This window comes from Microbulbifer mixtoriginis (SeqCode) (assembly GCF_052466865.1).
The window spans coordinates 1,197,730-1,222,645 of record NZ_CP174293.1; the positions used below are offsets into that span (position 1 = coordinate 1,197,730).

At 42.3% G+C, this 24,916-nt stretch carries 24 protein-coding genes; 23 read left to right on the forward strand and 1 reads right to left on the reverse strand.

Annotation, left to right across the window (positions count from 1 at the left end):
• Positions 1-265 precede the first annotated feature (265 nt).
• Positions 266-853: a site-specific integrase gene (locus tag ACJJJA_RS05485; protein WP_444903943.1), complete on the reverse strand. Its 588-nt coding sequence runs from the start codon at positions 851-853 to the stop codon at positions 266-268.
• Positions 854-1,052: 199 nt separating this feature from the next.
• Between ACJJJA_RS05485 and ACJJJA_RS05490 the strand changes: the two genes are divergently transcribed.
• The 23 genes from ACJJJA_RS05490 (at position 1,053) to ACJJJA_RS05600 (ending at position 24,185) form a co-directional block, all read left to right on the forward strand.
• Complete coding sequence (locus tag ACJJJA_RS05490) at positions 1,053-2,429, forward strand: phage major capsid protein (protein ID WP_444925255.1); 1,377 nt, start codon at positions 1,053-1,055, stop codon at positions 2,427-2,429.
• Between the two features lie 100 nt (positions 2,430-2,529).
• Entirely contained in the window at positions 2,530-2,859 is a 330-nt protein-coding gene (locus ACJJJA_RS05495; protein WP_444903945.1) for a capsid cement protein, read from the forward strand.
• Positions 2,860-2,907: 48 nt separating this feature from the next.
• A complete protein-coding gene (locus ACJJJA_RS05500; RefSeq protein ID WP_444903946.1) occupies positions 2,908-3,204 on the forward strand; it encodes a head-tail joining protein in 297 nt (98 codons plus the stop codon).
• A 349-nt stretch (positions 3,205-3,553) separates the two neighbouring features.
• Positions 3,554-3,982 carry a hypothetical protein gene (locus tag ACJJJA_RS05505; protein WP_444903084.1) on the forward strand — a complete coding sequence of 143 codons (429 nt, stop codon included), beginning with the start codon at positions 3,554-3,556 and terminating at the stop codon, positions 3,980-3,982.
• Between the two features lie 98 nt (positions 3,983-4,080).
• Complete coding sequence (locus ACJJJA_RS05510) at positions 4,081-4,449, forward strand: hypothetical protein (protein ID WP_252085004.1); 369 nt, start codon at positions 4,081-4,083, stop codon at positions 4,447-4,449.
• A gap of 90 nt (positions 4,450-4,539) precedes the next feature.
• Positions 4,540-4,899 (forward strand): hypothetical protein, encoded by a 360-nt coding sequence (locus tag ACJJJA_RS05515; protein WP_252085003.1) that lies wholly within the window; start codon positions 4,540-4,542, stop codon positions 4,897-4,899.
• 173 nt (positions 4,900-5,072) lie between these two features.
• The gene (locus ACJJJA_RS05520) at positions 5,073-5,378 is read left to right on the forward strand and encodes a hypothetical protein (protein WP_444903947.1); all 306 of its coding nucleotides are present in this window, start codon (positions 5,073-5,075) and stop codon (positions 5,376-5,378) included.
• Between the two features lie 953 nt (positions 5,379-6,331).
• Positions 6,332-6,685 (forward strand): transposase, encoded by a 354-nt coding sequence (locus ACJJJA_RS05525; protein WP_444903948.1) that lies wholly within the window; start codon positions 6,332-6,334, stop codon positions 6,683-6,685.
• Positions 6,637-7,524, forward strand: a complete 888-nt coding sequence (locus ACJJJA_RS05530) for an IS3 family transposase (RefSeq protein ID WP_444903949.1) — start codon at positions 6,637-6,639, stop codon at positions 7,522-7,524. Before ACJJJA_RS05525 ends, ACJJJA_RS05530 begins: the two co-directional genes overlap by 49 nt.
• A gap of 109 nt (positions 7,525-7,633) precedes the next feature.
• Positions 7,634-7,957, forward strand: coding sequence for a hypothetical protein (locus tag ACJJJA_RS05535; protein ID WP_444903950.1), 324 nt, complete (start codon positions 7,634-7,636; stop codon positions 7,955-7,957).
• Positions 7,958-8,027: 70 nt separating this feature from the next.
• Complete coding sequence (locus tag ACJJJA_RS05540) at positions 8,028-8,345, forward strand: hypothetical protein (RefSeq protein WP_444903951.1); 318 nt, start codon at positions 8,028-8,030, stop codon at positions 8,343-8,345.
• A gap of 1,251 nt (positions 8,346-9,596) precedes the next feature.
• Positions 9,597-10,388, forward strand: a complete 792-nt coding sequence (locus tag ACJJJA_RS05545; RefSeq protein ID WP_444903952.1) for an ABC transporter permease — start codon at positions 9,597-9,599, stop codon at positions 10,386-10,388.
• Positions 10,385-11,095 (forward strand): ABC transporter ATP-binding protein, encoded by a 711-nt coding sequence (locus ACJJJA_RS05550; RefSeq protein ID WP_444903953.1) that lies wholly within the window; start codon positions 10,385-10,387, stop codon positions 11,093-11,095. The genes ACJJJA_RS05545 and ACJJJA_RS05550 overlap by 4 nt, the downstream gene beginning before the upstream one ends.
• A 3-nt stretch (positions 11,096-11,098) precedes the next feature.
• Complete coding sequence (locus ACJJJA_RS05555) at positions 11,099-12,337, forward strand: KpsE/RkpR family capsule polysaccharide export protein (protein WP_444903954.1); 1,239 nt, start codon at positions 11,099-11,101, stop codon at positions 12,335-12,337.
• Between the two features lie 109 nt (positions 12,338-12,446).
• A complete protein-coding gene (locus tag ACJJJA_RS05560; protein ID WP_444903955.1) occupies positions 12,447-14,081 on the forward strand; it encodes a polysaccharide biosynthesis/export family protein in 1,635 nt (544 codons plus the stop codon).
• 98 nt (positions 14,082-14,179) lie between these two features.
• Positions 14,180-15,118, forward strand: coding sequence for a glucose-1-phosphate thymidylyltransferase RfbA (rfbA, locus tag ACJJJA_RS05565; protein WP_444903956.1), 939 nt, complete (start codon positions 14,180-14,182; stop codon positions 15,116-15,118).
• 49 nt (positions 15,119-15,167) lie between these two features.
• Positions 15,168-15,716, forward strand: a complete 549-nt coding sequence (gene rfbC, locus ACJJJA_RS05570; protein WP_444903957.1) for a dTDP-4-dehydrorhamnose 3,5-epimerase — start codon at positions 15,168-15,170, stop codon at positions 15,714-15,716.
• 154 nt (positions 15,717-15,870) lie between these two features.
• Positions 15,871-16,743 (forward strand): dTDP-4-dehydrorhamnose reductase, encoded by an 873-nt coding sequence (gene rfbD, locus ACJJJA_RS05575; protein ID WP_444903958.1) that lies wholly within the window; start codon positions 15,871-15,873, stop codon positions 16,741-16,743.
• A gap of 174 nt (positions 16,744-16,917) precedes the next feature.
• Positions 16,918-17,976 carry a dTDP-glucose 4,6-dehydratase gene (gene rfbB, locus ACJJJA_RS05580; RefSeq protein WP_444903959.1) on the forward strand — a complete coding sequence of 353 codons (1,059 nt, stop codon included), beginning with the start codon at positions 16,918-16,920 and terminating at the stop codon, positions 17,974-17,976.
• A 210-nt stretch (positions 17,977-18,186) separates the two neighbouring features.
• Complete coding sequence (locus ACJJJA_RS05585; RefSeq protein ID WP_444903960.1) at positions 18,187-18,840, forward strand: hypothetical protein; 654 nt, start codon at positions 18,187-18,189, stop codon at positions 18,838-18,840.
• Positions 18,841-18,859: 19 nt separating this feature from the next.
• Entirely contained in the window at positions 18,860-20,536 is a 1,677-nt protein-coding gene (locus ACJJJA_RS05590) for a glycosyltransferase family protein (RefSeq protein WP_444903961.1), read from the forward strand.
• Between the two features lie 141 nt (positions 20,537-20,677).
• Positions 20,678-21,646 (forward strand): hypothetical protein, encoded by a 969-nt coding sequence (locus ACJJJA_RS05595; protein ID WP_444903962.1) that lies wholly within the window; start codon positions 20,678-20,680, stop codon positions 21,644-21,646.
• Positions 21,647-23,189: 1,543 nt separating this feature from the next.
• The gene (locus tag ACJJJA_RS05600; protein WP_444903963.1) at positions 23,190-24,185 is read left to right on the forward strand and encodes a hypothetical protein; all 996 of its coding nucleotides are present in this window, start codon (positions 23,190-23,192) and stop codon (positions 24,183-24,185) included.
• Positions 24,186-24,916 lie beyond the last annotated feature (731 nt).

The following is a 24,916-nucleotide window of genomic DNA, read 5'->3' on the forward strand; positions in this document are numbered from 1 at the left end:
TATGCTACTTAGAGCCCAGTAATAATATTGAAACTTTGGGCAGAATAGAGCTTTAGTAAATTTATTATAATTCTAACTAGTCTAGGTGCTGGACTAGTATTTATCTTAGTGTTAAAAATTTCTCCTATTAAAACTCCCTTCCTATTACTTGCCTATCCAAATAGATACTAATCTCCTCATAATCAATACCGTGTCGCGCTTAATAAGACTGAGTAACCCGCGCATCAGTATGTGCCATCAATTGCTGCAATGACTGCACGTCGAATCACACTCGCTTAAACCGGTCTGAGGCCAGGCTGCGCACTTCATGGAAGCTGGGTGGCGTTTGGTTTTTGGGGAAGCCGATATAGAGCCCGGTAGCGTTGCGGGCTTCGGTAAGCATATCACTTAACCGGTCGGGTATTACTTGGCAAACATGCTCTTTAATTTTTCCCGTTCGCCGTTGCATAGGTATATGACTCAGTATGTAGTGGCAGCGGTAATTTCTTGGGCTGAATTCTCTGGCGCGACTAATAAGTTTGTCAAGTTGTTGGTGGGTTTTTAAATTAAAACTCAAATGGCTGGCGGCGAGGCTACCCCTTTGCGCTTCAGATTTATTAATCGTTTTTCGTAGATGATCACCTTGAAGGTGTTTCTCAAAGTTCAGCTCGCAAATATCAGCGCGGCGCATAGTGGTGAGCATACTGATACCCATAGCTATTTGCAGAGCCTCATAGCCCATCTCACCGGCCTTTTCATAGATGATCCAGTAAGACTCTAGGGTGAGTCGTTGACGTTTCTTGGTGGGCTTTCCTTTTCCAGCAGGCATGGTCGATCGTCGGCTGTGGTAAACGGGTTGCTTTCCAGTTTGCACAACCCTTCAGCCATTAAGAAATTAAAAAATTTATTAAATTCTGAGCGGCGAGCATGCTGCTGATGAAAGGTAAGGTATTCCCACCACTTGCGCAGATCCGCTAGCTTCGCTTTGTGCACTGGGATGGAGTCAAAGTCCTCGCCAAAGCATTTTAAGGCGTTACACAGACTTCGCTACCGACACTACCGCAGCAATGGAAATGGCCGCAAGCTTCAATGCTGATCACTTAAACCAGTTCAAAAATACCCCTCAAGCCATTAGTGCATTGGTTATGCAGGGGCCCTCTGAATTTAGATTCCCGTCTGCGGTTGCAGGTAATCCAAACCAAACCCATAGCCAGGAGGCGCAAGCCATGCCGAAAACTACGTCCACCACGCCAGCCGCAACCGCCGCGACAGAGGTTACCCCAGAAATGAAAGCGCAGATTGCCGCCGATGCCAGAGCGCAATTTGCAGCGGATGAGAAAAAACGCAAAGACACTATCAAAGCCGTTTTTAAGGGCTTCGAGGCGCACAGCGCCGTGATGCAATCCTGCTTGGATGATATGGACTGCACCGCTGAAAAAGCCATAGACCAGTTGCTCACTGCCCTGGGCAACCAGACCCCAACCCCAGTGCAAAGCTACAGCGTAGTGGTGCAGGAAGGTGAGGGGATTAAGCGCATCAAGGCAGACGCTGCGAATGCCATTGTCATGCGTGCCTTTGGTGAGAAATGCGCTGAAGGCAATAGTATGGCCGGCTATACCATGCTGGAAATTGCCCGTATGTTGATGCACGCCCACGGACAGAACCTGGCGGGCCTGGATAAAATGGGTGTGGTGGCCGCAGCGTTTATCCATAGCTCTGGTGACTTCGCGACGGTCCTCGGCAATATTGCTAATAAATCGATGCTGAAGGGGTACTCTGAAGCGGCAAAGGTGTTTCCGCAGTTTATCGCCACTGGAAACTTAAGCGATTTCAAGATAGCTTCTCGCACGGATCTTGGCACCTTCCCCTCACTGCGCCAAGTGGCACCCGGGGCAGAATTAAAATACGTGAGTATTGGAGAGCGCGCCGAAACTGCCGCGTTGGCCCCTTACGGGGAACTCTTCTCCATTACTCGCCAAGCGATTATCAATACCGACCATGGCAACCTAGCTACTAAGGCAGGTATCAATACAGCCAGCATCGATGCCGCGCGGGTACTGATGGGTAAACAGAAGGACGGTACCGCTTTCCTAAATATCCGCCCAAAATTCCTGCTGTGTGATATTGCCGACGAGGGTGCTACAAAGGTTACGTTGGAGTCAGAGTTTGAAGTTGGAGCTGCTGAGAAATCCAACACTGTACCCAACAGTGTGCGCAATATTGCCAGCGTGATCTCCGATGGTCGCCTCAGCGGGCATAATGGTTGGTACCTCAATGCCGACCCGGTAGCGCATGACACCATCGAAGTGCTTTACCTGGATGGCCAGCAAGCCCCAGTACTGGAGCAGCAAAACGGCTGGAATATCGACGGGGTGGAATTCAAAGTCCGCCTGGATACCACTGCGAAAGCCTGGGATGCAAAAGGCATGGTGAAAACGCCCAAGACCTAATACCCAGCTCAAACCGAGTCAAAACTTAAATAATCCGAACGAGGCCGCAATGTGCGGCTTTTTTTATTGCAACAGTTCTAACCCAATCGAGAGAAAGACAATGGTTACTAATTTTGTACAAGACGGGCGCATGCTGGATTACACCAACAGCACCAGCGCCGCTATTTCCTCCGGCCAAGTGCTAGCAGTAGGTGCGGTGCTGGGTGTGGCGATGGACGATATCGCCGTTGGTGAGTCCGGTGTAATTGCTATTGATGGTGTATTCACCGTGCCCAAGGTATCCGCCGCAGAGATCAGTCAGGGGGAGACCCTCACCTGGGATATCTCTGCAGCAGCCTTTGACGATAGTGCTGCAACAGCCGCAACCGGCGATATCACTGGCCCCCCGCCTTTGCCGCAGAGGCCGCTGGCGATGGCGTTACCAGCCTAGCGGGCAAATTTACCGGCGTGCGGGGAACCGTGAAGGCCTAGGTGAAGCATGGATCTGGACCAACGAGCCGCAGAGCGCGCGTTTCGTAAATGGGGCAAGCCCGCTACCTATACAGACGGTAGCGGGGCTGAGTCTGTAGATTGCCGTGTGATTAAAGATCAAGAGATCGACGAGTTCGAAGATGATGAGCGTGTGCGGGTACCGCGTATCGAGTTGAGTCTGCTGGTGAGCGAAGTAGGGGCTTACAGCTCTGAGGCGGTGATTACCCTTGGCGGTTTGGGGTATCTGGTGCGCAAGCGGCTGTCGGATGATGGGGTTGTTTGGCGGGCGTTGGTGGATGGGTAGCACAAAAAGTCGAGTTATAGGATTAAGGCCTTTGTTTGTGTTACGGGCGGTCGAAAAATGTACAGCTGAGCATTTTATAACAAAGATCAGCAGCAGCTGCTCCTATTTCTAGGTGAAACTCTGTAACCCATTGATACTTAAAGGGTTCCAAAAGTGATATAAAGCAGAGAAAATACAGAATTATAAAGACGCTGCTTTATATCTTTTTTTGTACATTTGCGCCAAGTGCAGATAGCTTATTGATTTACTGAGTTTTTTTATCTTCGAAGGAAATGGGACTTAGAAATATAGAGCAGAATGATATAAAGAAGCTTCTTTTGAATTAACTGTTAACAGTCTTAATGGAATTATGAGCATAGTAGAGGTTTTAGAAGAAAAACTACTTGGGAATTTTTATTCTCGAGTTAGTCTTGGAGATACATTCGACCTCTATTTTGGTCGTTTCTGGCTTATATCACATAATGTTGTTTGTCCTGATGAGGGTGCTCTTAACGAGATGATTTCTGCGTATCATCCAACTAATGAAGCTATAGACAAAGATGATATTGCTAAAGGCACAATAATTACAGCGTCTCTTCGTAAAAAGATAACTTCTGTTTTCATACATTCTGATTCAAGTTTAGAGTTGGGGCTGGAGAATGGAGTAAAATTAAAATTTACAACTGATACCGATGTTGTAGATTGGCAATGGGCAATAACTGAGAATGCACAAGATCCTTACCATGGGTTTATTGTTGGTGTTCTTAGCTCGGGGGAGGTTCAGCTTGGCAACTGTTAACAAATCAAAGCACGCGGACATGGTAAAGCTGTCACCTTTTTTGTTCCAAAAAAGCCGCCAACTTCACCATTCCGGTGTTTGAGACGTTAGGGCTCATTATGGATGATTATCACAGAGCGGTTTTTAGCGATAATAAAGATGAGGTGACGGAAGCCCTATTCGCAGCTATTTCTCAGCGTGATTTTTTTCTTGACAATGCTGAAATAGAGAAGCTTGCACTTAAGTTCAACGATGATAAGGTTTCGGGGTGGGTTTTCGCTTATAGGGTTTACAAGTACTCAGAAGATAGGAACACCCTCCTCAAGTCTAATATTAACAATGAAAATCCAAGAATTAGAGAACATGTCTGCGATATAATTGGGGACGAACATATTGAAAGTTTGAGAGGAGAGCTAATAACGCTATTTGATGACCCAGTGAATTATGTTTCAGAGGCTGCTAAATATAATTACAGTGAAATGTTTTAAGCAGCCTAACAAGCGGCGGCAATACGCAACCATCGGCTGCCGGACTCAGCACTATGTGCTTCGCCGTTGCGCCAGGCGTTATAACTCAATATGAAACGAGAAATTGCAATAGTCTTAGCGCCATTAGCGGGAGGTATTCTTGCGGTTTTAGCCGGGTATTTAATTAATGGGCTTCATCCAAAAGATACCAGCGACATCTCTTTTGCTGTAGTTGCGCTAGGGTTTCCAGTAGCACTATTGCTGTCGCTGTTGTCTGGGCTATTCATTCAGCCGCAGCTCATTAAACGTAATATTTTCACAGTGCCAGTTGTGGGTATCATTGGTGGCTTGCTGGCATTATTTGTCTTGGCAATAACAGGCTTACCATTCGTTTTTCAAATAGCTGGCACGCTTTGGGGTGCTGCATCGGGGGTGTTCTATCGTGTTTTCGTTGGGCAACCAAAGTTATAATAAGGCAAGGCAAAATCGCCCTGCGGGCTGGACGCGCTAACGCGCGCCTTTGCTTGCGGCGTTAACCATAAGGTCGTCTTAGAATGAAGAGCTTTATATTACTTTTAACGCTGTTTACATCTCAGTTAGCGTTCGGCTGCTACTGCGTAGATACTCCTCTTGGGAAGAGATATTTGGAGTCTGACTATGTTTATCTCGGTCAGGTTCAGTCATCAACGCTTGGTGACAATGGCGTAGTCACAAACGAATTAGTTATATTAGAGAAAATGAAGGGCGTAGCAGATACAAAAAAAGTCAAAAATACATTGTTTTCAGAAGATATATGTGCGTCTCACATGGTGGTAGGATACAAGTATGTAGTTTTTGGGAAAACTGGTTCGATTCCAGAAATTAGTTCTTGTTCAAACACTCGCTCGCTAGGGGATATCGGTAAACAGGGGCTGGCGCAGCTCCAAGAAATGGCTAACAAGCGCAAGTAGTAAGCTACGGGCCTCCGCGGGACGCCCAAAGCTATGCACATTTTGTGCAGTCGCTGTGACTCCCAGTTTCGCACAAAATGTGCATAGCATAGGTCGCCCCTGTTGCGGGCGTTAGGCATCAATATGGATTTTGCAGCCACTAAGAATTTAGTTTTTGGATTTCTTGTTTTTTCTCCGGTGGTTATAATGGCAATTTTGAGTATCCCGATTTTCTATTTCCTTGGCTTAATAAATAGAAAGTCGGTAAACTACAAAATTATTTTTCAAATATGCGGGAAGGCAATTCTAGGGCAGATTCTATTCATTCTTGCGGTTCTGGCTATTGGGTTAACTTTATACTTCACCGGCCAGATACGTGGCGTTCCGGTTATCCTTCTTCTACCTCTGTCCACAATTTTATCATTTATTATTTTTTTCTTAGGTTGTTTTAAGAGGTGCTCCGCAATCTATGCCTAACAAACGCAAGCAGAGCGACAGCCAACCCTACGCACTTTTTGTGCGGTCGCTCTGCTCCCATTTTTGCACAAAATGTGCATAGCATTGTCTGCCCCTGTTGCGGGCGTTAGCAATACGCGTTGACGGGCGCTCCTTTGTAATAGGTAGCATGAAAAGAATTGATAAAATAAAAAGTTATTGTTGTATCGGCCTCTTCTATGCAGTGGAAGAGGCGGAAGGTGGTGACGAAGTTATAGTTAAATACACACGTTCATTTCGGGGGGAGTCCGTTTGGTATGTTGAAGTTCCGGATGGGTCAATTGGTGGAAATCTAATTTCGTATTGCCCATGGTGTGGTACTAAGCTCCCTAAAACACCATATCTAGTGCAAGGTTCCGAAGCTTGAGTGCTATCAAATTGCTAACAAGGCCATCAACTTCGCGCCTATCGGCGCCGGACAGCCAACGAAACCTTCCCCCATTGAGTAGACGCCTACCTTTTGAATAGGGTAGGAAAAAATGCCGAAAATACTGAGTGAAGAGCGGGTTGTTGAATATTCAACAGAGTTTAAAGTTAGAGTGGTAGCTCTCACTAATCAACTGAAAGTAGATACGACCACTATCGCCAACATTATTGGTTTGCATCCAGTAATGGTGTATAGATGGCGACAGGAAAGTAGAAAAGGCAAGCTGGTCGAGAAGCCCAGTCGTAGAATAAGTATGGCAAAGACAACGAAAACTCAGTCTCAAACTGATGATAAAGAGATAAGACGACTAAAAAAGCAGGTTGAGAAATTGCAAAAGGAGAATGATTTCCTAAAAAAGTGGGAAATGTACCTGAAAGATCCAAAGCTGAAAGATTCTCGTTCATAGCTCTTAATCGATCAGACTTTGGTGTCAGGTACTTATGTAGATACTTGAATGTTTCACCCCAAGGGTTTTATAAGTGGCTCAACCGTGATGAGAGCACTCGAGACATAGAAAATAGGCGAATTCTTGGGTATATCGAAGCTATCTATGCGCAGCATGATGGTAATTATGGAAGCCCAAGAATTAGCGCAGAGCTGAAAGCTAATGGTGAACGAATAAATCACAAGCGCGTTGAACGCCTTATGAGAGAGGCTGGAATCGTGGGGAAAGCTGGAAGGATCTATCGTCGACGCCCTTTGCCTGGAAATCCTTGCATTAAGGTTGAAAATTTACAAAGAGAGCATGGTATGCCGATTAAACCAGACTCTCAATGGGCTGGTGATGTAACCTATCTGAAGATCAATGGGCAATGGCAATATTTAGCTGTGATTATTGATCTTTACTCCCGGAAAGTGTTGGGTTGGGAGCTGTCGGACACTCGAACTGTTGAGCTAACACTGTCAGCGCTAAATAAAGCTGTCCGTTGCAGAAATATAGAATCAGATCTAATATTTCACAGCGACAGAGGTTCTGAGTACGGTGCTTATGCATACCAAAACCGACTCAAGGAACTGGGTATTGAGCCGAGCATGAATCGTCCAGGATTTATGAATGATAATGTGTATGTAGAATCATTTTTTCAAACACTGAAAACTGAGAGTTTCAAAGGATTTAATTTTGAATCCGTTGAGGAGCTAAGAACCAACTTATCTTGGTATCTTGATAGGTACTATAACTTTAAAAGAAGACATGGTTCACTTGGGTTCAAAAGCCCTGATGAATATGAAAGAATGGCCGTATAAGATGAATATAAGGTGGCGTCTACTTTAAGGGGGGAGGCTTCTTTTCCGCAGCTTCGCTGCTACAAATCCGCCCCTAAGCCGGGCGTTATACATTGAATCGTACGAGATTGTGAAAAAAATATTGATAGGTTCGTTGTTCTCATCCGTGCTGATCAGCACAGGGTTTTTCCTTGGTTGGTGGGCAAATTCTCCAGGTCATGACTTCCTCTGTTCTAAACCATCCGTATATATTTTAAGCCAAGATGTTAGAGCTGAAGGTATTAGCATTGTTGCAGGCACAGAAATAGATCTTCGTTTATGTGAATATGCAAATAGATTCACGGTTAGCTTGTATACAGAGAAAGGTTCTAAAGAAGCGTTGTTTGAATTTAAGAATAGTGCTCCAAACATAGGTAATCATGGTGCTAGTCAGTACCCAATCGAAGAGAATTAGTGAAAGGTATAACAAGTTTAGGCATCCGAAGACTGTGGCGCAGGTGCTAGAAGCGGTAGAGAGATAATATATGATTAATAAAAAAGTTGGGTGGTTTATATCTTGGGGTGGCCTTGGCCTTCAGCTTGCGGGTCGTATTCCTGGTCGATTGAGAGATTTTGGATATATTGAACAAATCCCTTTTCCAGAAGATTTCAGGCAGGCCCTTGCTCTATTAGGCTCGCTCTTGCTCATTTTAGGGCTGTCATTCGTTGCAAGAAGCAAAGGGAGAACTTGGGTGTGGGGCTTAACAGGTTTCTTTTCTTTTGCTGGTATGATATTTGTTGCATTTATTAGTGAAAAGAAAGCAATCCCCGAAGCTGGCAAAGGTTCTCAGCCCTTGCTCTAACAAGCACAAGCAGGTTGATGCGGGCCTTTGGTCCTTCGCGGGACGGCCTACGCCCCACTCCGGCCGCCCCTGTTGTTGTCGTTAAGCATCGAAACTATGAAAATAATTAAGCGGTCGGGCAGAAGAAAACAAAGTTTCGGAAGATTCGTACTGTGTTCGCGTCAAAATTGAGGGAGGAGTACGGGAAAAGTGAGAACCTCAAAGCTGAAGGTTTGATTTCAGAGGGAGTAAGTATCAGTGGAGCCAGCTGTTAAGGTAGGAGCAGAGAACGAAAGAGTTATAAGATTTGAGCCTCATATGCTCAATACATGTTCCGAAGTTACTAGATGAGTACGTTTGTACACTCATAATTTTGATAGCAGGCTGAGATGCCTTTGCAAACTAGCGGGTGTTTAGCATCTCACTGCAAACTATGGCCAAGTTCAAGGTGCTCGGCCTACCCACCTCATTAAAACCGTACAATAGTTCCAAGTCATTTTTGAAAATGAGCTTCGCTTGTAAAACTTGCTCGTTAAACGACAGGAGATTTTTCATACTGATTACTTGCAAGTATATGAGATCAGTATGACTTTGAAGCAAGTAGCGAGCACTAACTATCCGCCTAGATAGTAGTCCGCACCCTTTCATATTTACTTCTAGTGCAAGTTAGATTTTTCTAGGGATGCTCAAAGTAACTCTTCGATGCTAGGCTATCCCACTAATTTTCGAGCGGAACTTAGCAAAAGTTACCTTGCAAGTTTGAGGGTAACTCCTCAAGAACTCGCCCGTGTCACATCTGTGAATGTGCATAAAATAAGTTCGATTCGCATAAAAATAATACTGTGCGTTGATTGAAGTTTTAGGGTGGAGTGAGTGCTCACAAAGAAGATTGGGAGTGGGCTACTTATTTGCCCATTGATGACAGGCACCAGACGCACATTGAGACAGGTGTTTAATCTGTGTAAGTTTTGCGGCTTGTAGGAAAGTAAGTTATCAGATGGGATTCACGTAATGGCGCGTAATTAATTTAGTGTGACGTAGATCAATCGTCGCGTTAACATGCCGCGCTGACCAATAAGGCTGCTGATGTACTCAGAAGGAGTCATCATCTAATTGTGTAAGCTACGCCGCTCACATACTTAAGATGAGTGAAGTTCTATCAGGTATCACTCGGCTATTTGAAGTAAATCCTACCAAATGGATTTGTAATCATTATCTCAGTTCCACGCTTGAGAGAGGGGGACTGGTTCACAGTTATTCAAGAAAGCTGCTATGGGCCCAACAACTTCGCGCACTGTCTGGCAGATCCAGCGGGATGTAATCTACGCACTGCTTGTGCGCGAGATGAAAACCCGCTTCGGGAAATGGAAGCTTGGCTATGCCTGGGTGTTGTTAGAGCCGGCTATGCATATCATGGTCCTGGCAGCTCTCTTTAGCTTCCTTGGGCGAGAATTCTATCCCGGAATTCCCACCATGTTGTTTATGCTCGCTGGCATCGCTCCGTTTCTATTTTTCTCCCACTGCTTTAGTAAGTCTATGGCAGCTGTGGACTCTAACCGCGGGCTGTTCAACTATCGCCAGCTGCGCCCCTTTGATGCGGTTGTAAGCCGGGTGATGCTGGAGTTTGTAATCTACTTGGTAAGTCTGGTGGCGCTGCTAGGGGTACTGGCTTGGGTTGGTATATCTGCGACATTTAACAATTTTCTCTTGTTGGTTATTGTGAACATTCTCTATTTGTGTTTTTGCTTCGGCATGAGTCTGGCGCTCTGCGTAACCGGTGCAATATATCCTGAGATGTCAAAATTTGGTTCATTGATCCAACGACCACTCTACTTTATGTCAGGGGTATTCTTCTCTCTCGAGCAGATACCTGAGCAATACCACCCCTATCTCGTCTGGAACCCCTTGCTTCATGTGATCGAGCTAACCCGTGAAGGATTGTTCAGCAGCTACCACGGCATGTTTGCCAACTTGCCATACCTGACTTTCAGTTCGTTGGTCATGCTCGGTTTTGGCTTGCTGGTCTACCGTAGTCAGTGGCAAGACTTGGTGCGCAGTAAATGATTGAGTTGCGCAATCTGACCAAGTCTTTTCGCACGCCGAATGGTCGCAAGGTGCTGTTCAAAGATGTGAATGCTGTTTTCCCAGAGGGCAAAAATATCGGCATCCTTGGGCGCAATGGTGCCGGCAAATCGACCCTGTTGCGGATTATGGGCGGCATTGACTACCCAGATTATGGGCGGGTCATAACCAACGAGCGGATCTCCTGGCCTATGGGGTTGGCAAGTGGTTTCCAGGGCAGTATGACAGGGCGAGAGAATGCCGAGTTTATTTGTGGAATCCATGGAATTTGGGGAAGGGGCCGGCAGAAGGTACTGGATAGGGTTCAGGACTTTGCTGAGATTGGCGACTACTTTAATGCGCCGGTCAAGACTTACTCTTCCGGTATGCGCTCCCGCTTGGCGTTTGGCCTGAGTATTTCTGTGGATTTCGATTGTTATTTAGTAGATGAGGTGATGTCAGTCGGTGATGCGCACTTCAGACATAAGTGCGAACAGGTGATCGCCGAGAAACGCAAATCAGCCAATTTTATTATTGTGGCCCATGCAATGCCGCAACTGAAAAAGAATTGCGAGGTTGGTATCTATCTCGGGCCGGAAGGGCTGCGGATATACGATACTGTAGACGAAGCCATAGAAGTTTATCAGCAGGGAATTCCCAAGCCCAAGGTGCAACCACAGAACAGGGCCGCACAGGCACTTAAGGCATAGACAATGGAAACAAATACGCAGCTTGTTACAGAGCAAAAGACTAAGTCCGATAGTGGCGCACTAAAAAGAACTGCTGAGGTTGTAAAAGGTATGTTTACAGGTTTTGCTGCAAATGAACCGCAGCAGCAACCTGGAGCAGGTCGTTCTGGGGTGGGGCGCTGGCGTGGATTACTGCTTTGTGTTGGCCTACCGCTACTTCTTGTATCCGCCTATTATCTGTTCTTTGTATCGGATCGCTATGTCAGTAGTACCCAGCTTATTGTAAAAGACAATGGCTCCAGCCAGGGGATGTCATCCTCTCTCGGTTTCCTGTTACCTGGGGTGGGAGCAGACAATCAGGATGCCTTCCTAGTGGTCAACTATATCCAGTCTCTGGATATGGCGGTATATCTGGATAAGACATTACAATTGAGTGATTACTACAAGAGCGATCGTTACGACATCTTCTCACGTCTCGGCTCGGAGGCCACCCAGGAAGATTACTTGAAGTACTACCGCGAACATATTGCGGTTGGTTACGATGAGTCGACGGGCATTATTACAATCGAAATGCAGGCTTTTGAGCCTGAATTTGCGCGTAGGTTAGTTGAGACCGTTACCCAGAAATCTGAAGATTTCGTAAATGCTCTTAGCAATCAGCTGGCCGACAAGCAAGTGGCTTTTGTTCGCAGTGAACTGGAGTTGGCACAGAATAAACTCCGCGCTTCTAAGCAGGAGATTCTCGATTTTCAAAACCGCAATAAGGTAGTCAGCCCAGAAGAGCTGACCAAAGGCATCAGTGGCATTATTCAAGGGTTGGAGGTCAAACTTTCTGAGCTGCGTGCCAAGCTGACTGCGGCCAAAACCTACCTTAATCCTGATTCCTCTCAGGTTGTCTCTATGCAAGCTGAAATTAATGCTCTGGAAGGGCAAATAGCTGCAGAAAAGGAGCGCCTTGTTGGTGTCTCAGACGCTCAGGGAGAACAGCGCCTCAACAGCTTGAGTGCATACTTTCAGAATTTGGAATTGAATCTTCAGTTTGCCACCGATGCTTACGCCGCATCTCTTAAAGCTTTGGAGACCGCGCGAATGGAGGCCTCCGGAAGGCTGAAGCACTTAATGGTTGTCAGCCAGCCGTCATTGGCTGAGAAAGCGGAATATCCACGCAAACTTTATAACCTCGCGAGTCTGGCAATTATCCTGCTATTAATTTATGGCATTGTGAAAATGCTGGTATCCAGTATTCGCGACCACAGGATCTAGAAAGTTTATTGCCTCTCGGTGAGGTACCGGGGATAAGCTAAAAAAGCTGGATTATTGAAAAGAAAATCTAGACTTTATACATAGAGACTCAAACTAAAAGATCGAAAAAATGATCGTAAAAAAACTAAAAATTCTTGGGGTGTTACTGGGCTTACTGACAGGCGTTGCCTTGCCAAATGCCCAGGCCCTGGAAACCCAACTATTGGATAAGAATGAATCTACAGAGATTCCCAAATCCAATGTGCCGGTCTTTGGTCAGTCCCTATTCCAAGGTGCTTTTAAAGATCAGCCCTTTAGTGGCTTTAACCCAGACTATCGTATTACCGTAGGTGATCAGATTAACCTACAGCTGTGGGGTGCCTATAGTTTTAGCGCAACCCTGGCCGTGGACCCCCAGGGTAATATTTTTGTACCTGAGGTTGGGCCTGTACATGTCGCCGGCGTGAAAAATGGCGAACTCAATGATTTTGTTCTGCGCCAGGTTAAAGGCGTATTTAAGAAAAATGTGCGCGCCTATGCCAATCTAGAAGCGAGTCAGCCAGTCAAAGTATTTGTAACTGGCTATGTGAAAAGTCCAGGCTTATATAATGGATACTCCTCTGACTCCATCCTCTACTATCTGGATAGTGCCGGTGGTATTGATCGCGATAGTGGCAGCTTTATAGATGTCAAAGTTGTACGTGGTGATCAACTGTTGCAAAGCGTCAATCTGTATAACTTCCTTACCGAGGGCAGCATGCCCGCATTGCAGCTGCGTAATGGTGATGCCATTGTTATTGGAGCACGTAACGGAGCCGTTTCTATCGAAGGCGCGGTGCAACAGGCCGCACAAATTGAATTTAACGGTCCTTATACCCAGTTAGGGGAGATGTTACTGGTTACCAAGCCAGATCCTCAGGCTAATTTTGCCCGTATTACCCAAGTGATCGATGATCAGCAGCAAGCCAGCTATTTACCTCTAGAGGAAGCTCTGAATACAGCGCTTTATCCTGGGGCCAGAGTTGAGTTGGTTAGAGATAATGACATCAAATCGATATCCGTTAGCGTAAGTGGTGAATTGGATGGCCCTGCCAGCTATGTGCTTCCCTACGGTGCAACACTGGAAGATCTCTTGTCGCAGCTCCAGTATCGCGGTAATGCCGATCAATCTGCAGTGCAGTTATATCGTAAGAGCGTGGCTAAGAAGCAACGTGCAGCACTAGAGCGCTCCCTTGATGCACTTCAGATGGAAGTTCTTACCCGCCAACCAAACACTGAGTTAGAAAAAGGCGCTCAGTCTGAAAATGCGGCGATGATTCAAAAATTTATTGCTGAGGCACGAAAAGCACAACCCCGCGGTCAAGTGGTACTGGCTAACAATCCCAATGCTGGAACCATGTTGCTTGAAGATGGTGACAGGCTGGTGGTGCCCCTGAAGAACTCAACGGTTTCAGTGGTGGGTGAAGTGATTTTTCCCACATCACTGGTATTTAATGCGCGTCACACACTGGAAAATTATATTGAAATGGCCGGCGGTTTCTCCAATAACGCCAATCAAGATGAACTGGTGATCCTACACCTGGATGGCACTATCAGCCGGGTTAAAAAAAGGAAGTTCGATAACCGTCTGAAAGATATCTTGCGCCCTGGCGATGAAATAATGGTGATGCCAGAGGTGCGCTCCAGTGAGCTACAGGTGACTAAAGATGTCACAGAAATTCTTTATCGTATAGCAGTGGGCACAGCTGCAGTACTGTCTTTCTAAGGTGAACCGGATAACTCCTCTTTTTTATAACTTTTAGATACAAAAGGAAGAGGAGGAGGCGAAAGTAGTGAGCAATATATAGCTCCAAGGAGAAAAAAATGATCACGAAGGGAAGTTCAACCAGAAAGGGGATTATTCTGGCTGGAGGTTCCGGTACCCGTCTGTATCCTCTTACCAGGGGAGTCAGTAAGCAGTTGATGGGGGTCTATGACAAGCCGATGATTTATTACCCGCTGACAACTCTGATGTTGGCGGGAATCCGAGACATATTGATCATTACCACTCCAGAAGAGCAATATCTTTATCAACGCTTACTGGAAGATGGTTCTCAATGGGGAATTAATATCAGCTACGCGATACAACCGAGCCCAGATGGTCTCGCGCAAGCTTTTATTATTGGTCGTGAGCATGTGGGTAACAACAAAAGTGCTCTGGTACTGGGAGATAACATTTTCTATACCCAGCACTTTAGTCAGATCTTGCAGCGTGCAGATGAGCGGGAAGAAGGCGCTACTGTCTTCGGATACCGTGTTGCCGATGCAAGAGCCTATGGCGTCGTAGAATTTGATAAGGCAGGCAAAGCCGTTAGCTTAGAAGAGAAACCGACCCGTCCAAAATCTAACTACGCAGTAACAGGCTTGTATTTTTATGATAATCAAGTTTGCGATTTGGCCAGGGAGGTTCAACCCAGCCCCCGTGGTGAATTAGAGATCACCGATATCAATAATATCTACCTTGATCGTGATGAACTGAATGTTGAGTTATTGGGCCGTGGCAGTGCTTGGCTGGATACCGGAACCCATGACAACCTGCTTGAGGCTGCGCATTTTGTTCAAACCATGGAGCGGCGTCAGGGGCTGAAAATTGCCTGCCCTGAGGAAGTGGCATATCGCAAAGGTTTTATTTGTGCCGAGCAATTGGAAAAGCAGGCTCAGCCACTCTTGAAGAGCGGTTATGGTGAATATTTAATGAGCTTGTTGCTAGAATCTGGAGAGACCTCTGCTCTAACTCAGCATCGATTGACCGCTGTTCTCTAGCACAACATCCTTTTTCCTTTGCCTTGTTAATAATCAAGAAATACACAGTATGAAAGTGATAGAAACTGCAATAACTGATGTGAAAATCCTGGAGCCAAAGGTTTTTGGTGATGAGCGTGGTTTCTTTTTCGAATCTTTTCGGCAAGATTTATTCAGTCAGGAATGTGCAGATAGAGTCTTTGTCCAGGATAACCATAGTAAGTCTACCTTGGGCATACTACGTGGTCTGCATTATCAAACCAAGCAAACACAAGGTAAGTTAGTGCGCGTTACCAAAGGTGAGGTCTTTGATGTTGCGGTCGATTTGCGTAAAAGCTCCTCAACTTTCGGCCAGTGGGTTGGTGTGACGCTTTCAGCAGAAAATAAACGTCAACTTTGGGTACCGGAAGGCTTCGCCCATGGCTTCTATGTTACTAGTGCTGAGGCAGAGTTCGTTTACAAATGTACCGATTACTACGCACCTGAGTATGAACATTCCATTTGTTGGGATGATCCTGATCTGGCGATTGAATGGCCCTTGAATAATGGCCAAGCACCCAAGCTCTCAGCGAAAGATACTGAGGGGAAACATCTAAAAGACGCGATTGTTTTCCAGTAACGCTCGTTGCAGACGAGACCTATACCTAAAGGTATAGCCATAAACTATCAGTGGGGCCCGGTATATAATTCTGAATGCCAGGCTTTATCGCCGCTAGTTTCCACTATTAGGGCCGGGTACCACTGGCCTAACCTAATTCAATGTGAATAAGTGAATGAGAATCCTAGTAACCGGTAAGAATGGCCAGCTGGCAAGGGAATTGCAAAAACGCAAACCAGCCGGTATTGATCTGATAGCGCTAGATCGCAACGATCTGGATATCACAGATAGTGACCAGGTTATGCAAGCTGTTAATAAGTACCAACCAGATACTCTCATCAATGCTGCTGCCTACACAGCGGTAGACAAGGCGGAATCAGAGAGAGAGCAAGCTTTCGCCACTAATGCGACAGGTCCAGAAAACTTGGCGAAAGCTTGTCGCGAAATGGAGGCTCGTTTAATACATATCTCCACAGATTTTGTATTTGATGGCCAAAGCTCCACCCCATACCAGCCCCAGGATTCGATGTGCCCACTGGGTATCTATGGAGAAAGTAAGGCTGCCGGTGAAGCTGCCGTGCAAAGTGTATTGCGACAAGCAATCATTTTACGGACTGCCTGGGTTTATAGTGCCCACGGAGCTAATTTTTCCAACACCATGCTTCGGCTTATGCGTGAACGTAAGCAATTGGGTGTAGTGGCGGATCAGATAGGTACACCTACGAGCACCCAAACACTGGCTGAGACAATCTTCACATTGATAGGCAAGCCCGATTTATGCGGAATCTACCATTGTACGGATGCTGGCACCGCTAGTTGGTATGATTTTGCTGTCGCAATCTATGAAGAAGCCAAGGAGCTTAAGCTACTAGCGGAAGCGGCAAATGTAGAAATTAGGCCAATCAATACCTCAGATTACCCTACTCCCGCAGCTAGGCCGGCTTATAGTGTTCTGGATAAGTCTAAATTGGTGAATGATCTGAATCTTGAACCACAGCATTGGCGCAGGGTTTTACGCAAAGTTTTACAGGAAAAGACTGCGTCATAAAAAATTCAGGTCATGCTGTCCTTTATGTTAGTAGACATCCATATGCATGAAGTGACACACGCGAGAAAGGCGCATGCACTGAATAGACACCAGAAACTGCTGAAGAACTAAAAATTTAATCTTGTAAAGATACGCTTTTAGTTTTCTAAACATCCAAAAAAGAATTGTTAAAAAATGAGTAATTTACTGGTAACCGGCGGTGCTGGTTTTATAGGCGCAAACTTTATCCACTATTGGATGAGCACTTACCCACAAGATAAGGTAGTCGTTCTAGATGCACTAACTTATGCTGGTAACAAGGCTAACTTGGAGCCGGTAGCGGAAAATGCTAATTTTTATTTTTATCAGGGAAATATTTGCGATACGCACTTGGTAGAAACGCTGCTCAAAGAGCACAGAATTGACACATTGGTGCACTTTGCAGCGGAAAGTCATGTCGATAGGTCTATCAGTGGCCCAGACGCATTTATTGAAACCAATATTATCGGTACTCATAGCCTGCTTAAGGCCGCCAAAAAAGTCTGGCTGGATGACGGGGTTAATAAAGACAATCACCGCTTTCACCATGTTTCCACTGATGAAGTATATGGAACTCTAGGCCCTGAGGATCCCGCCTTCAGCGAAACCACACCCTATGCACCCAATAGCCCCTATTCAGCTAGTAAGGCTGCATCAGATCACTTGGTGCGTGCATATCACCATACCTATGGACTGAAGGTTACCACAAGTAATTGCTCCAATAATTACGGCCCTTACCACTTTCCTGAAAAACTGATACCACTGGTAATCACTAATATCCTGCAGGATAAACCATTACCGATTTATGGTGATGGTCAGCAGATCCGCGACTGGCTATATGTAGAGGACCATGCACGAGGCATCGATTTAGCAATTAAAAAAGGCCACTTGGGAGAGTGTTACAACATTGGTGGCATTAATGAATGGAGAAATCTTGACATTGTTACGCTGATTTGTGAACTAATGAACTCAGAATTCGCTGAGAACCCGGAACTCGCTAATAAGTACCCCAAAGCGGCATCTGTAATAGCAGGGAAAGCACAGAGTCTGGTTAACTTTGTGAAGGATAGGGCCGGACATGATCGTCGTTATGCCATTGATCCAACAAAATCAAATGAAGAACTGGGATATAAACCAATAGAAAATTTTGAGAGCGGTATTGAGAAAACTATTAAGTGGTATTTAGATGAGGTTTCATGGTGGAATCATTTTTAAAAATACCACTAAAATAATTTCTGAGACTATTTAATATTGTTGGGTAAATTTAGGATGACCGTAAGTACAGTAATAAGATTTCATGATATAAAATCCCTGCATTTATTGGAAAGAGCAATACAATCTCTGCACTCACAATCGAATACATCTGTGCAACCGATAATTGTTCTGCAGAGATTCACAAAAAAAAATAAATCTTTGGTTGAAAAAATGATCGCAGAGAACTGGTTTTTCTCCGAACATTTAGAACCTAGGGTGATAAATTTCAACGACGGCTTGGATCATGATGCAAGATCAGAGCTAATGACTATAGGTATGCAAGCTCACATCGAATCTAGGAATCGTTACTTAGCATTTCTGGATTATGATGATTATATGTATAGCCATGCTTACAGTACTCTCATTGAATCATTAGTCGCATCTAATGCTTCGATTGCATTCGCAACAGTTGAGATGGCGAATGTAATTGCGCTTAAAGATTATGAATTTATCTATGAGATGTCGTTACCGTTTCAGGGGACAAATAAATTCGATCTTCTCAGAGAAAATTTTTGTCCAATTCATTCATATATCATTGATACATCAAGAATAGATAAATGTGAACTATATTTTCAAAATGATATGACCAGGCTCGAGGACTATGAATTTCTTTTACGAATAGCAGGCAATAAACCTTGCGATTTTAGTCAGTTAGGAGTGAAAATTGGATGTTATGTTATGAGAAATGATGGAAGTAACTCTACTCCAACTGATACAGATGGAGTAGATGGCGAGGAAAAGCAAAAAATATGGAAGTTTAATAGAGAAAAACTTCTATCTCAGAGGTCAAAGATTGAAGTAAAATTCTATGCATCAGATTTTTAATATTTTTTCAGGCGATAGTATGAATAAAATTATTAAGGAACTACTTAGTAGTCGTTTATTCGATCCTGAATATGTAGAAAAAATTAAACTCTCCGGTGTTGAAGAGTTAAGAAAGTACTCTTGTGAAGACTATTGTTTGAACAATGAACTATGGAGAATAACAACTTCGGGTCTTTTTTGCGGTAATTATTATTTAAATAAGTATCCGGATGTGGAAGGTTATGATGGTCCACCGGCCGTACACTATTTAAAATATGGCTTTCATGAAGGAAGAACACCATCACCACTAGTTGATATTAGATTTATTTGTGAGCAGTATCGTGAAAAAAAATCACTGAAAAAGAGTGAGCTTAATGAACATGATTTAGATTTGCAGGTGCTAAGTCAATATTCAAGTCTTCACGAAATTTTGCAGGAGCTGGATATTTCCCCAAATCCACTCTTTGATAATGATTTTTTTAGATCAAATTTTGAGTGCCAAGATGAGCTGCCAATAATAGTATATTTGCGTTTGATGGAGAGTCGGACTTCAAGCTTATTATGCCTGGAGACTACACCGATTTTTTCAATGAACGAATATTTGAAAACTTTCCCAGACTTAGTAGAAGCGAAAGTCGATCCTTTATGTCATCTGCTTGAGTGGGGGGTCTCTGAAGGACGACTTGAATCCGCAGGTTTGATTTCTGAGATATTTAAAAAAAGCGTATTAGAAGGATTGCCTGAAAGTGGAAAATTTTCTACCTATCAGTTCTTATCCTATTGCGCAAAAAATAAAACACTTGCCAGTCCAAAAAGTATTAGCAAATATTCAGATTATTCATTACCGTGCTTTCTGGACACCGATAAAAAAAGTTTAGGCAGTTGCTTTGTCGGTGTTGTCTTATATAAAAATAATGAAAAAGAAACCGTGCGGTTTAAAACTGCAATCGAAAAAGAAGTTGCGCGAAACTCAAATCTAGATGTCGTCGTAAAATATTATGTTAACGACCGAGAAAATATAGATATTTATGAAAAGGTATTGGGACGTCATAATTTAATTTTCTCGCCAGAGGGTAATGTTGGTTTTGGTAAAGGGCATAATGCGCTAATGCACAATTGCTTTCCAAGTTATGATATTTATATTGGGCTCAATCCCGATGGGTACGTGCTCCCCGGTTTTTTTCAGGCTTTAATTAATTTTAACTTTTACAACCAAGGGCGAGCTTTAATAGAGGCACCAACTGCGCCTGTCGATCATCCAAAATGGCATGATCCTATTACACTAGATACCTATTGGGTTTCAGGAGCCGCTTTTGCTATTTCTAGAGAAATTTGGAACGAGATTGGTGGGTTTGACTCTAATATTCATATGTATTGTGAAGATGTAGATCTCTCATGGAGGGTAAAAGCTGCGGGTTTTGACTTAAAAGTATGCCCTAAAGCACGATTCTTTCATGATGTCACTCCAAGATTCCTTTCGAAAAATGAGCAAGATGAAAAACGTCGAACGATTAAGATGCTTTCAGGTGCTTATTATTTAGCGATGAAATGGCGTGGAGACCTACAAGCTGCCAATTTAGCTCAACAGTTAAAGGAGTTGGGTGTAAGTGATGATGATAGGGTTTTCTCAACAGAAATTAAGCAAGTCCCAAATGATTGGTCAATAGTAAGTAATTTTGATAATTGGTTAAGATATTCACCTAGCCGATTTTGGTAGTTTATTTTTGTGAATGGATGAATGTTAATTAGTCTTTCGCTTGTTTCATGATATTTCTGTATCTAGTGAAATTAATTTAGCGATTAATGGCTTTTAGTGGGATTTAATTCTAATTACATATAAATTTGGTGCCCCGTACCTGTGAAGAAACTTATATTACATGTTGGTTTAGAAAAAACTGGAACTAGTTTTTTACAGCAAGTTTTCCATTTAAATAAAGAGCTGCTTTCCAGTAGAGGAATTTTATATCCAAAAACAGGCCTTGAGGGTAGTCATCATTATTGGCTGGCTAAGGGTTTAGGTTTCCATTTTCAAAATGAGGAGCTTGATCCCTTACGCTTAAATGGAGTTGTGGATCAGTTCTTTCATGAAGTTTCATCTTCAAATAGTGAAAAAATATTAGTTTCTAGTGAGCATTTCGATTTTAATTTGTCAAAAAAATTATGCTCAAATTTAAGAGAAGTCTTGAAGGATTTTGAGGTCTGCGTAATCTTATTTTTGAGGAACCAAATAGATTATGCTCAGTCTTTATATATGGAGCACTTAAAATGGGGTGGGGTGGAAAGTTTCAGGGAGTTTTTGGATTTTAGCAATAAATTCAATTTTTATGAAAAAGTAAGAATGTGGAAAGACTCAGGTTTTGATGTAAGGGTTTCAGACTATGATAGATCCAAGAAAGATATCCTATCTGAGTTTTTAACTTCAGCCAACTTAGATATTAATTCTGATGAGTTCATTACACCCAATGTAGGTGTTAATGTTTCCCCACCAATAGACTTTCTTGAGCTTGTCCGTCAGCTAAATGTCACAAAGAAAAAGAAAATTCGTCGTAAAAAATATTTGAGCTTACATAATAAATTACTTCAAAGTGAAGTAATGCAAGATTTATTCAAAAAACGAGCGTGGGGATACCCGAGTGGAGCGCGAAAAATTGTCGAGCACTGGAGAGATACAAATAACAACCTAGTCAATTTTCTTGGTGAAAATCCATCAAATTTTCTTGGTGGAGATTTGTTTGAAAAATATTCAAGACTAAGTGAATTTGCGCCTCCAAATATAAGCGAATATATATTGAAATGTGATTCTTTTGAATTGTTTACTGATGAATAATTTAAGCTGCTTTCAATGTTCTCTAAATTAAACTTTTTAAGTATTTTTCAATCTGCTGGAGATTGTAGTAAAGATTAATTTGGATTTCTTTAATAGAATTAATGGTGTTACTATTTACTTTGAAGCTTTGCTTACAAGAATATTGCTGAGATATTTTCTGTTCTACGAAGCTTCCGAGAAATCCTAATTCTTCTTAATCACATTTCCAAAGTTAGGGAATGGGCTAAAGCATACACGTAGAATAGTTATGGTGCTAATTTTTTGAAGGTACTTAGAGCTCAGTTTTTAGATCTATGCAGATAGTGTTGAAAATTAGTCAGTGAGTGCTATGAATTATTTTAAACAGATGACAGAGTATATTTTGATATTGTCTATTCTGTTAGACGTGCACTTTACATCTGACTTAACAGCATTCCCACTGGATCAATAACTTGATCTTTTACTAGATCATTGGGGCCTTAGATAAATATACGAGAATAATCGTCTAGATATTCAGTAATGCTAATATTAGCATACAGGAACGATCTTTAGTTTAATGGGTATTTTTCACAAGTGAATGTTATTGGAAGTTCAAAATCTAGATAGAGAAAAATTTAAATAAAGATTAAATTGCAAAGAAATTCACTCTTAAAATTTTGGTTATAGAAATTTAAATAGTCATTTCAAGCTAATAGATCAATTTTTAAAACTCTAAGATAGGTTTTACGACCCATAAGAATGCCTTAATTATAAAATAAAGTTGATTTTTTAAAATAGATCTAGTGGCAGAATCTACCAAGAAAACAGATTATAAAATTTTGTAGGATGGGAATATTTGAAGATTAAACCAATTAGGGCTGATAAAGGTAATGTCGCGATAGGTGTGTCGAATGCCGTATGGGTTTTTAATTTATATCATATTTTACATGTAACTATAAGAGAAAATGTTGGGATAATAGTGATGTAGTATCTAGCTAATAACTAAATCTGCAATAAGGCATAAATAACAGCAAATCAATTGAAGTTAGTTTTATCTTTGGTTAAGCAATATGATTAATCGAGAAAACCAAAATGAAATATCTTAATAAGATGAAAAAATTGACCCAACATCTATTGATTTAAATCCCATAAAAAAATTTCGTAAGAATAAAAATCAAAACATATGGGTTTTGTGATCGAATAAGTATCAGCTAGACTGCACCCAAATATTTCGATATTCTATCGACTAATGATCAATATCAAATTGCCAAATAACGAACTGAAATAATATTTACGTTTTCAACAAATATGACAAAAATATCATATTTAAAAAATTATTTGAAAAAATAAATTATTTTTTCATGAGGTACACTAATTGAAAATAATCATTGAGAATTGAGCGCTAATTTTAATCAACTTAAGATATAAGACGTTTGTATTCAGCGGGTCATATTCTGACAACAAATCGATATTTTATGTTCATTTTTTGCATTTAAGTATGAGCGCGATGTATAATAATATCGAGTTAAAAGTTCAACGAAATGTTAACATAAAATGTTTTTTCAGAAAAGTTTAAAGAATGATCATGAGTTATAATTCATTGATTAATAAGGGGGTTATGGTAACCACCCCCCCTGTAAAAATTGTTGATAAAACTATAGTTGTAATTGGAGTGGCACGCGGAGGGACGTCAATTGTAGCTGGGGCCTTAAATGCCCTGGGACTTCACATGGGAGATAGGTGCCATTCACCAGTCTTTGAAGATCTGCGGTTAAGTCTCGCTCTTGAAGGTCGAAGTGAAGAACGGTTAGTGGATGTGGTAAGAGAGTATAATGCTACCCATGATGTTTGGGGCTGGAAGAGACCATCAATTTTAAATCAAGCAAAAATAGTCGAATCAAAATTACGAAACCCCCATTTCATTTTTGTATTTCGTGACTTGTTTTCCGTAGCCAATCGAAATTCAATTTCCATGAAGCAAGATATTAAACATGGCTTACGGAATGCTTTAGATGATTATTCTCTAATGTTAAATTTTCTAGAACAAACAACATGCCCTACAATGATGGTCTCATCCGACAAATTAATACGCCATAAGGAAGATTTCGTAAGGGAATTATTAAATTTTACAGGCCTAAACCCCACTACAGATCAGTACAATAAGGCATTGCAGTTTATTTCTCCCGACCCTAAGGATTATTTAGACAAAACACGTATTACTAAGTCTCGTGGCGGGGTAAATATGGATTTGCTAAAGACTGGATTACTCCGAGGGTGGGCCCGTGGTTTGCACCACCTAAACCCCGTTATCGTGGAGGTGGAGGTAAATGGCGAAATTGTGACCTCAGCCGAAGCAAATATTTATCGGGAGCATCTTAGAAAACCCAATATACACCCTACAGGTAAGTGTGGTTACGAAGTGGACCTGAAGCCCTTAGGGATAGTTCCGACGGACATCATCAATGTTCGTGTTAGAGATGATGTCTATCCTCTAAATGGTCGGCCCATACAATTTCATGATCTTGATCGTTGGATGACTATTAAAGAATGGCATGATTGGATGAATGCAGAATCCGAATAATCACTAAATGTTTTTTGCTTCAATTTACCGGTGATATTTTTCTAGTGGTTGTTTAAGATTAGGTGAAACAAGGTATCTTATATATTTTTAATAATGAAACTAATTTTAGTTTGTGATAGGTTGTACACCATCAAGTGGTTAGCCTTAAAAAATTAAATATAGATTACGATGATAAATAATCTTAACTTCGTAAAATTTTTTTTTGGAAAAAGATCAATCAGACAATCGAAACGCAAAAGTGAAATTCTGCTGAATCAAAATAGTGAACAGGCATGACTTTGCTCTATTACCTGTTGCTATTGTAAAGGCGATTTAATATTAGTAAAATCTTAAAATAGGAAGCTCTTAAAGGCGGTAATCAGTGTGATCGCATAGATTCAGATTAAGGCGCTAGTAAATAGGTGGTATAGCTTATCTAGGCCCCTATTTGGGGAGAAAAGTGAGAGATTTAAGACCTCTGCGAAATTTTTAAGATAAAATTGGAAAATCATTTAAAGGTCTACTAATTAAAAAATAATTTTTGGGGGTATTTCATCTATCATTCTTAAGTGATAAGCATAAAGTAAAAAACTAAGAATGTATACCTCTGGTATCTTCCTATCTTTGCTAAAGAAAATCATGTCGTTGAGTGATTTAGAAGAGAATTACTTGTGATCACCTTAATATTTTATAGATTACCGAAAATTCATCTATTCGAAATTAGAAGGAAATATCTAGGAGACGTTGTGTAC

Bases quoted from the DNA above. Each gene is read 5' to 3' on its own strand.
- ACJJJA_RS05490 (WP_444925255.1), top strand. From the start codon at position 1,053: ATGGCCGCAAGCTTCAATGCTGATCACTTAAACCAGTTCAAAAATACC.
- ACJJJA_RS05495 (WP_444903945.1), top strand. From the start codon at position 2,530: ATGGTTACTAATTTTGTACAAGACGGGCGCATGCTGGATTACACCAAC.
- ACJJJA_RS05500 (WP_444903946.1), top strand. From the start codon at position 2,908: ATGGATCTGGACCAACGAGCCGCAGAGCGCGCGTTTCGTAAATGGGGC.
- ACJJJA_RS05505 (WP_444903084.1), top strand. From the start codon at position 3,554: ATGAGCATAGTAGAGGTTTTAGAAGAAAAACTACTTGGGAATTTTTAT.
- ACJJJA_RS05510 (WP_252085004.1), top strand. From the start codon at position 4,081: ATGGATGATTATCACAGAGCGGTTTTTAGCGATAATAAAGATGAGGTG.
- ACJJJA_RS05515 (WP_252085003.1), top strand. From the start codon at position 4,540: ATGAAACGAGAAATTGCAATAGTCTTAGCGCCATTAGCGGGAGGTATT.
- ACJJJA_RS05525 (WP_444903948.1), top strand. From the start codon at position 6,332: ATGCCGAAAATACTGAGTGAAGAGCGGGTTGTTGAATATTCAACAGAG.
- ACJJJA_RS05540 (WP_444903951.1), top strand. From the start codon at position 8,028: ATGATTAATAAAAAAGTTGGGTGGTTTATATCTTGGGGTGGCCTTGGC.
- ACJJJA_RS05545 (WP_444903952.1), top strand. From the start codon at position 9,597: ATGGGCCCAACAACTTCGCGCACTGTCTGGCAGATCCAGCGGGATGTA.
- ACJJJA_RS05550 (WP_444903953.1), top strand. From the start codon at position 10,385: ATGATTGAGTTGCGCAATCTGACCAAGTCTTTTCGCACGCCGAATGGT.
- ACJJJA_RS05555 (WP_444903954.1), top strand. From the start codon at position 11,099: ATGGAAACAAATACGCAGCTTGTTACAGAGCAAAAGACTAAGTCCGAT.
- ACJJJA_RS05560 (WP_444903955.1), top strand. From the start codon at position 12,447: ATGATCGTAAAAAAACTAAAAATTCTTGGGGTGTTACTGGGCTTACTG.
- rfbA (WP_444903956.1), top strand. From the start codon at position 14,180: ATGATCACGAAGGGAAGTTCAACCAGAAAGGGGATTATTCTGGCTGGA.
- rfbC (WP_444903957.1), top strand. From the start codon at position 15,168: ATGAAAGTGATAGAAACTGCAATAACTGATGTGAAAATCCTGGAGCCA.
- rfbD (WP_444903958.1), top strand. From the start codon at position 15,871: ATGAGAATCCTAGTAACCGGTAAGAATGGCCAGCTGGCAAGGGAATTG.
- rfbB (WP_444903959.1), top strand. From the start codon at position 16,918: ATGAGTAATTTACTGGTAACCGGCGGTGCTGGTTTTATAGGCGCAAAC.
- ACJJJA_RS05585 (WP_444903960.1), top strand. From the start codon at position 18,187: ATGATCGCAGAGAACTGGTTTTTCTCCGAACATTTAGAACCTAGGGTG.
- ACJJJA_RS05590 (WP_444903961.1), top strand. From the start codon at position 18,860: ATGAATAAAATTATTAAGGAACTACTTAGTAGTCGTTTATTCGATCCT.
- ACJJJA_RS05600 (WP_444903963.1), top strand. From the start codon at position 23,190: ATGAGTTATAATTCATTGATTAATAAGGGGGTTATGGTAACCACCCCC.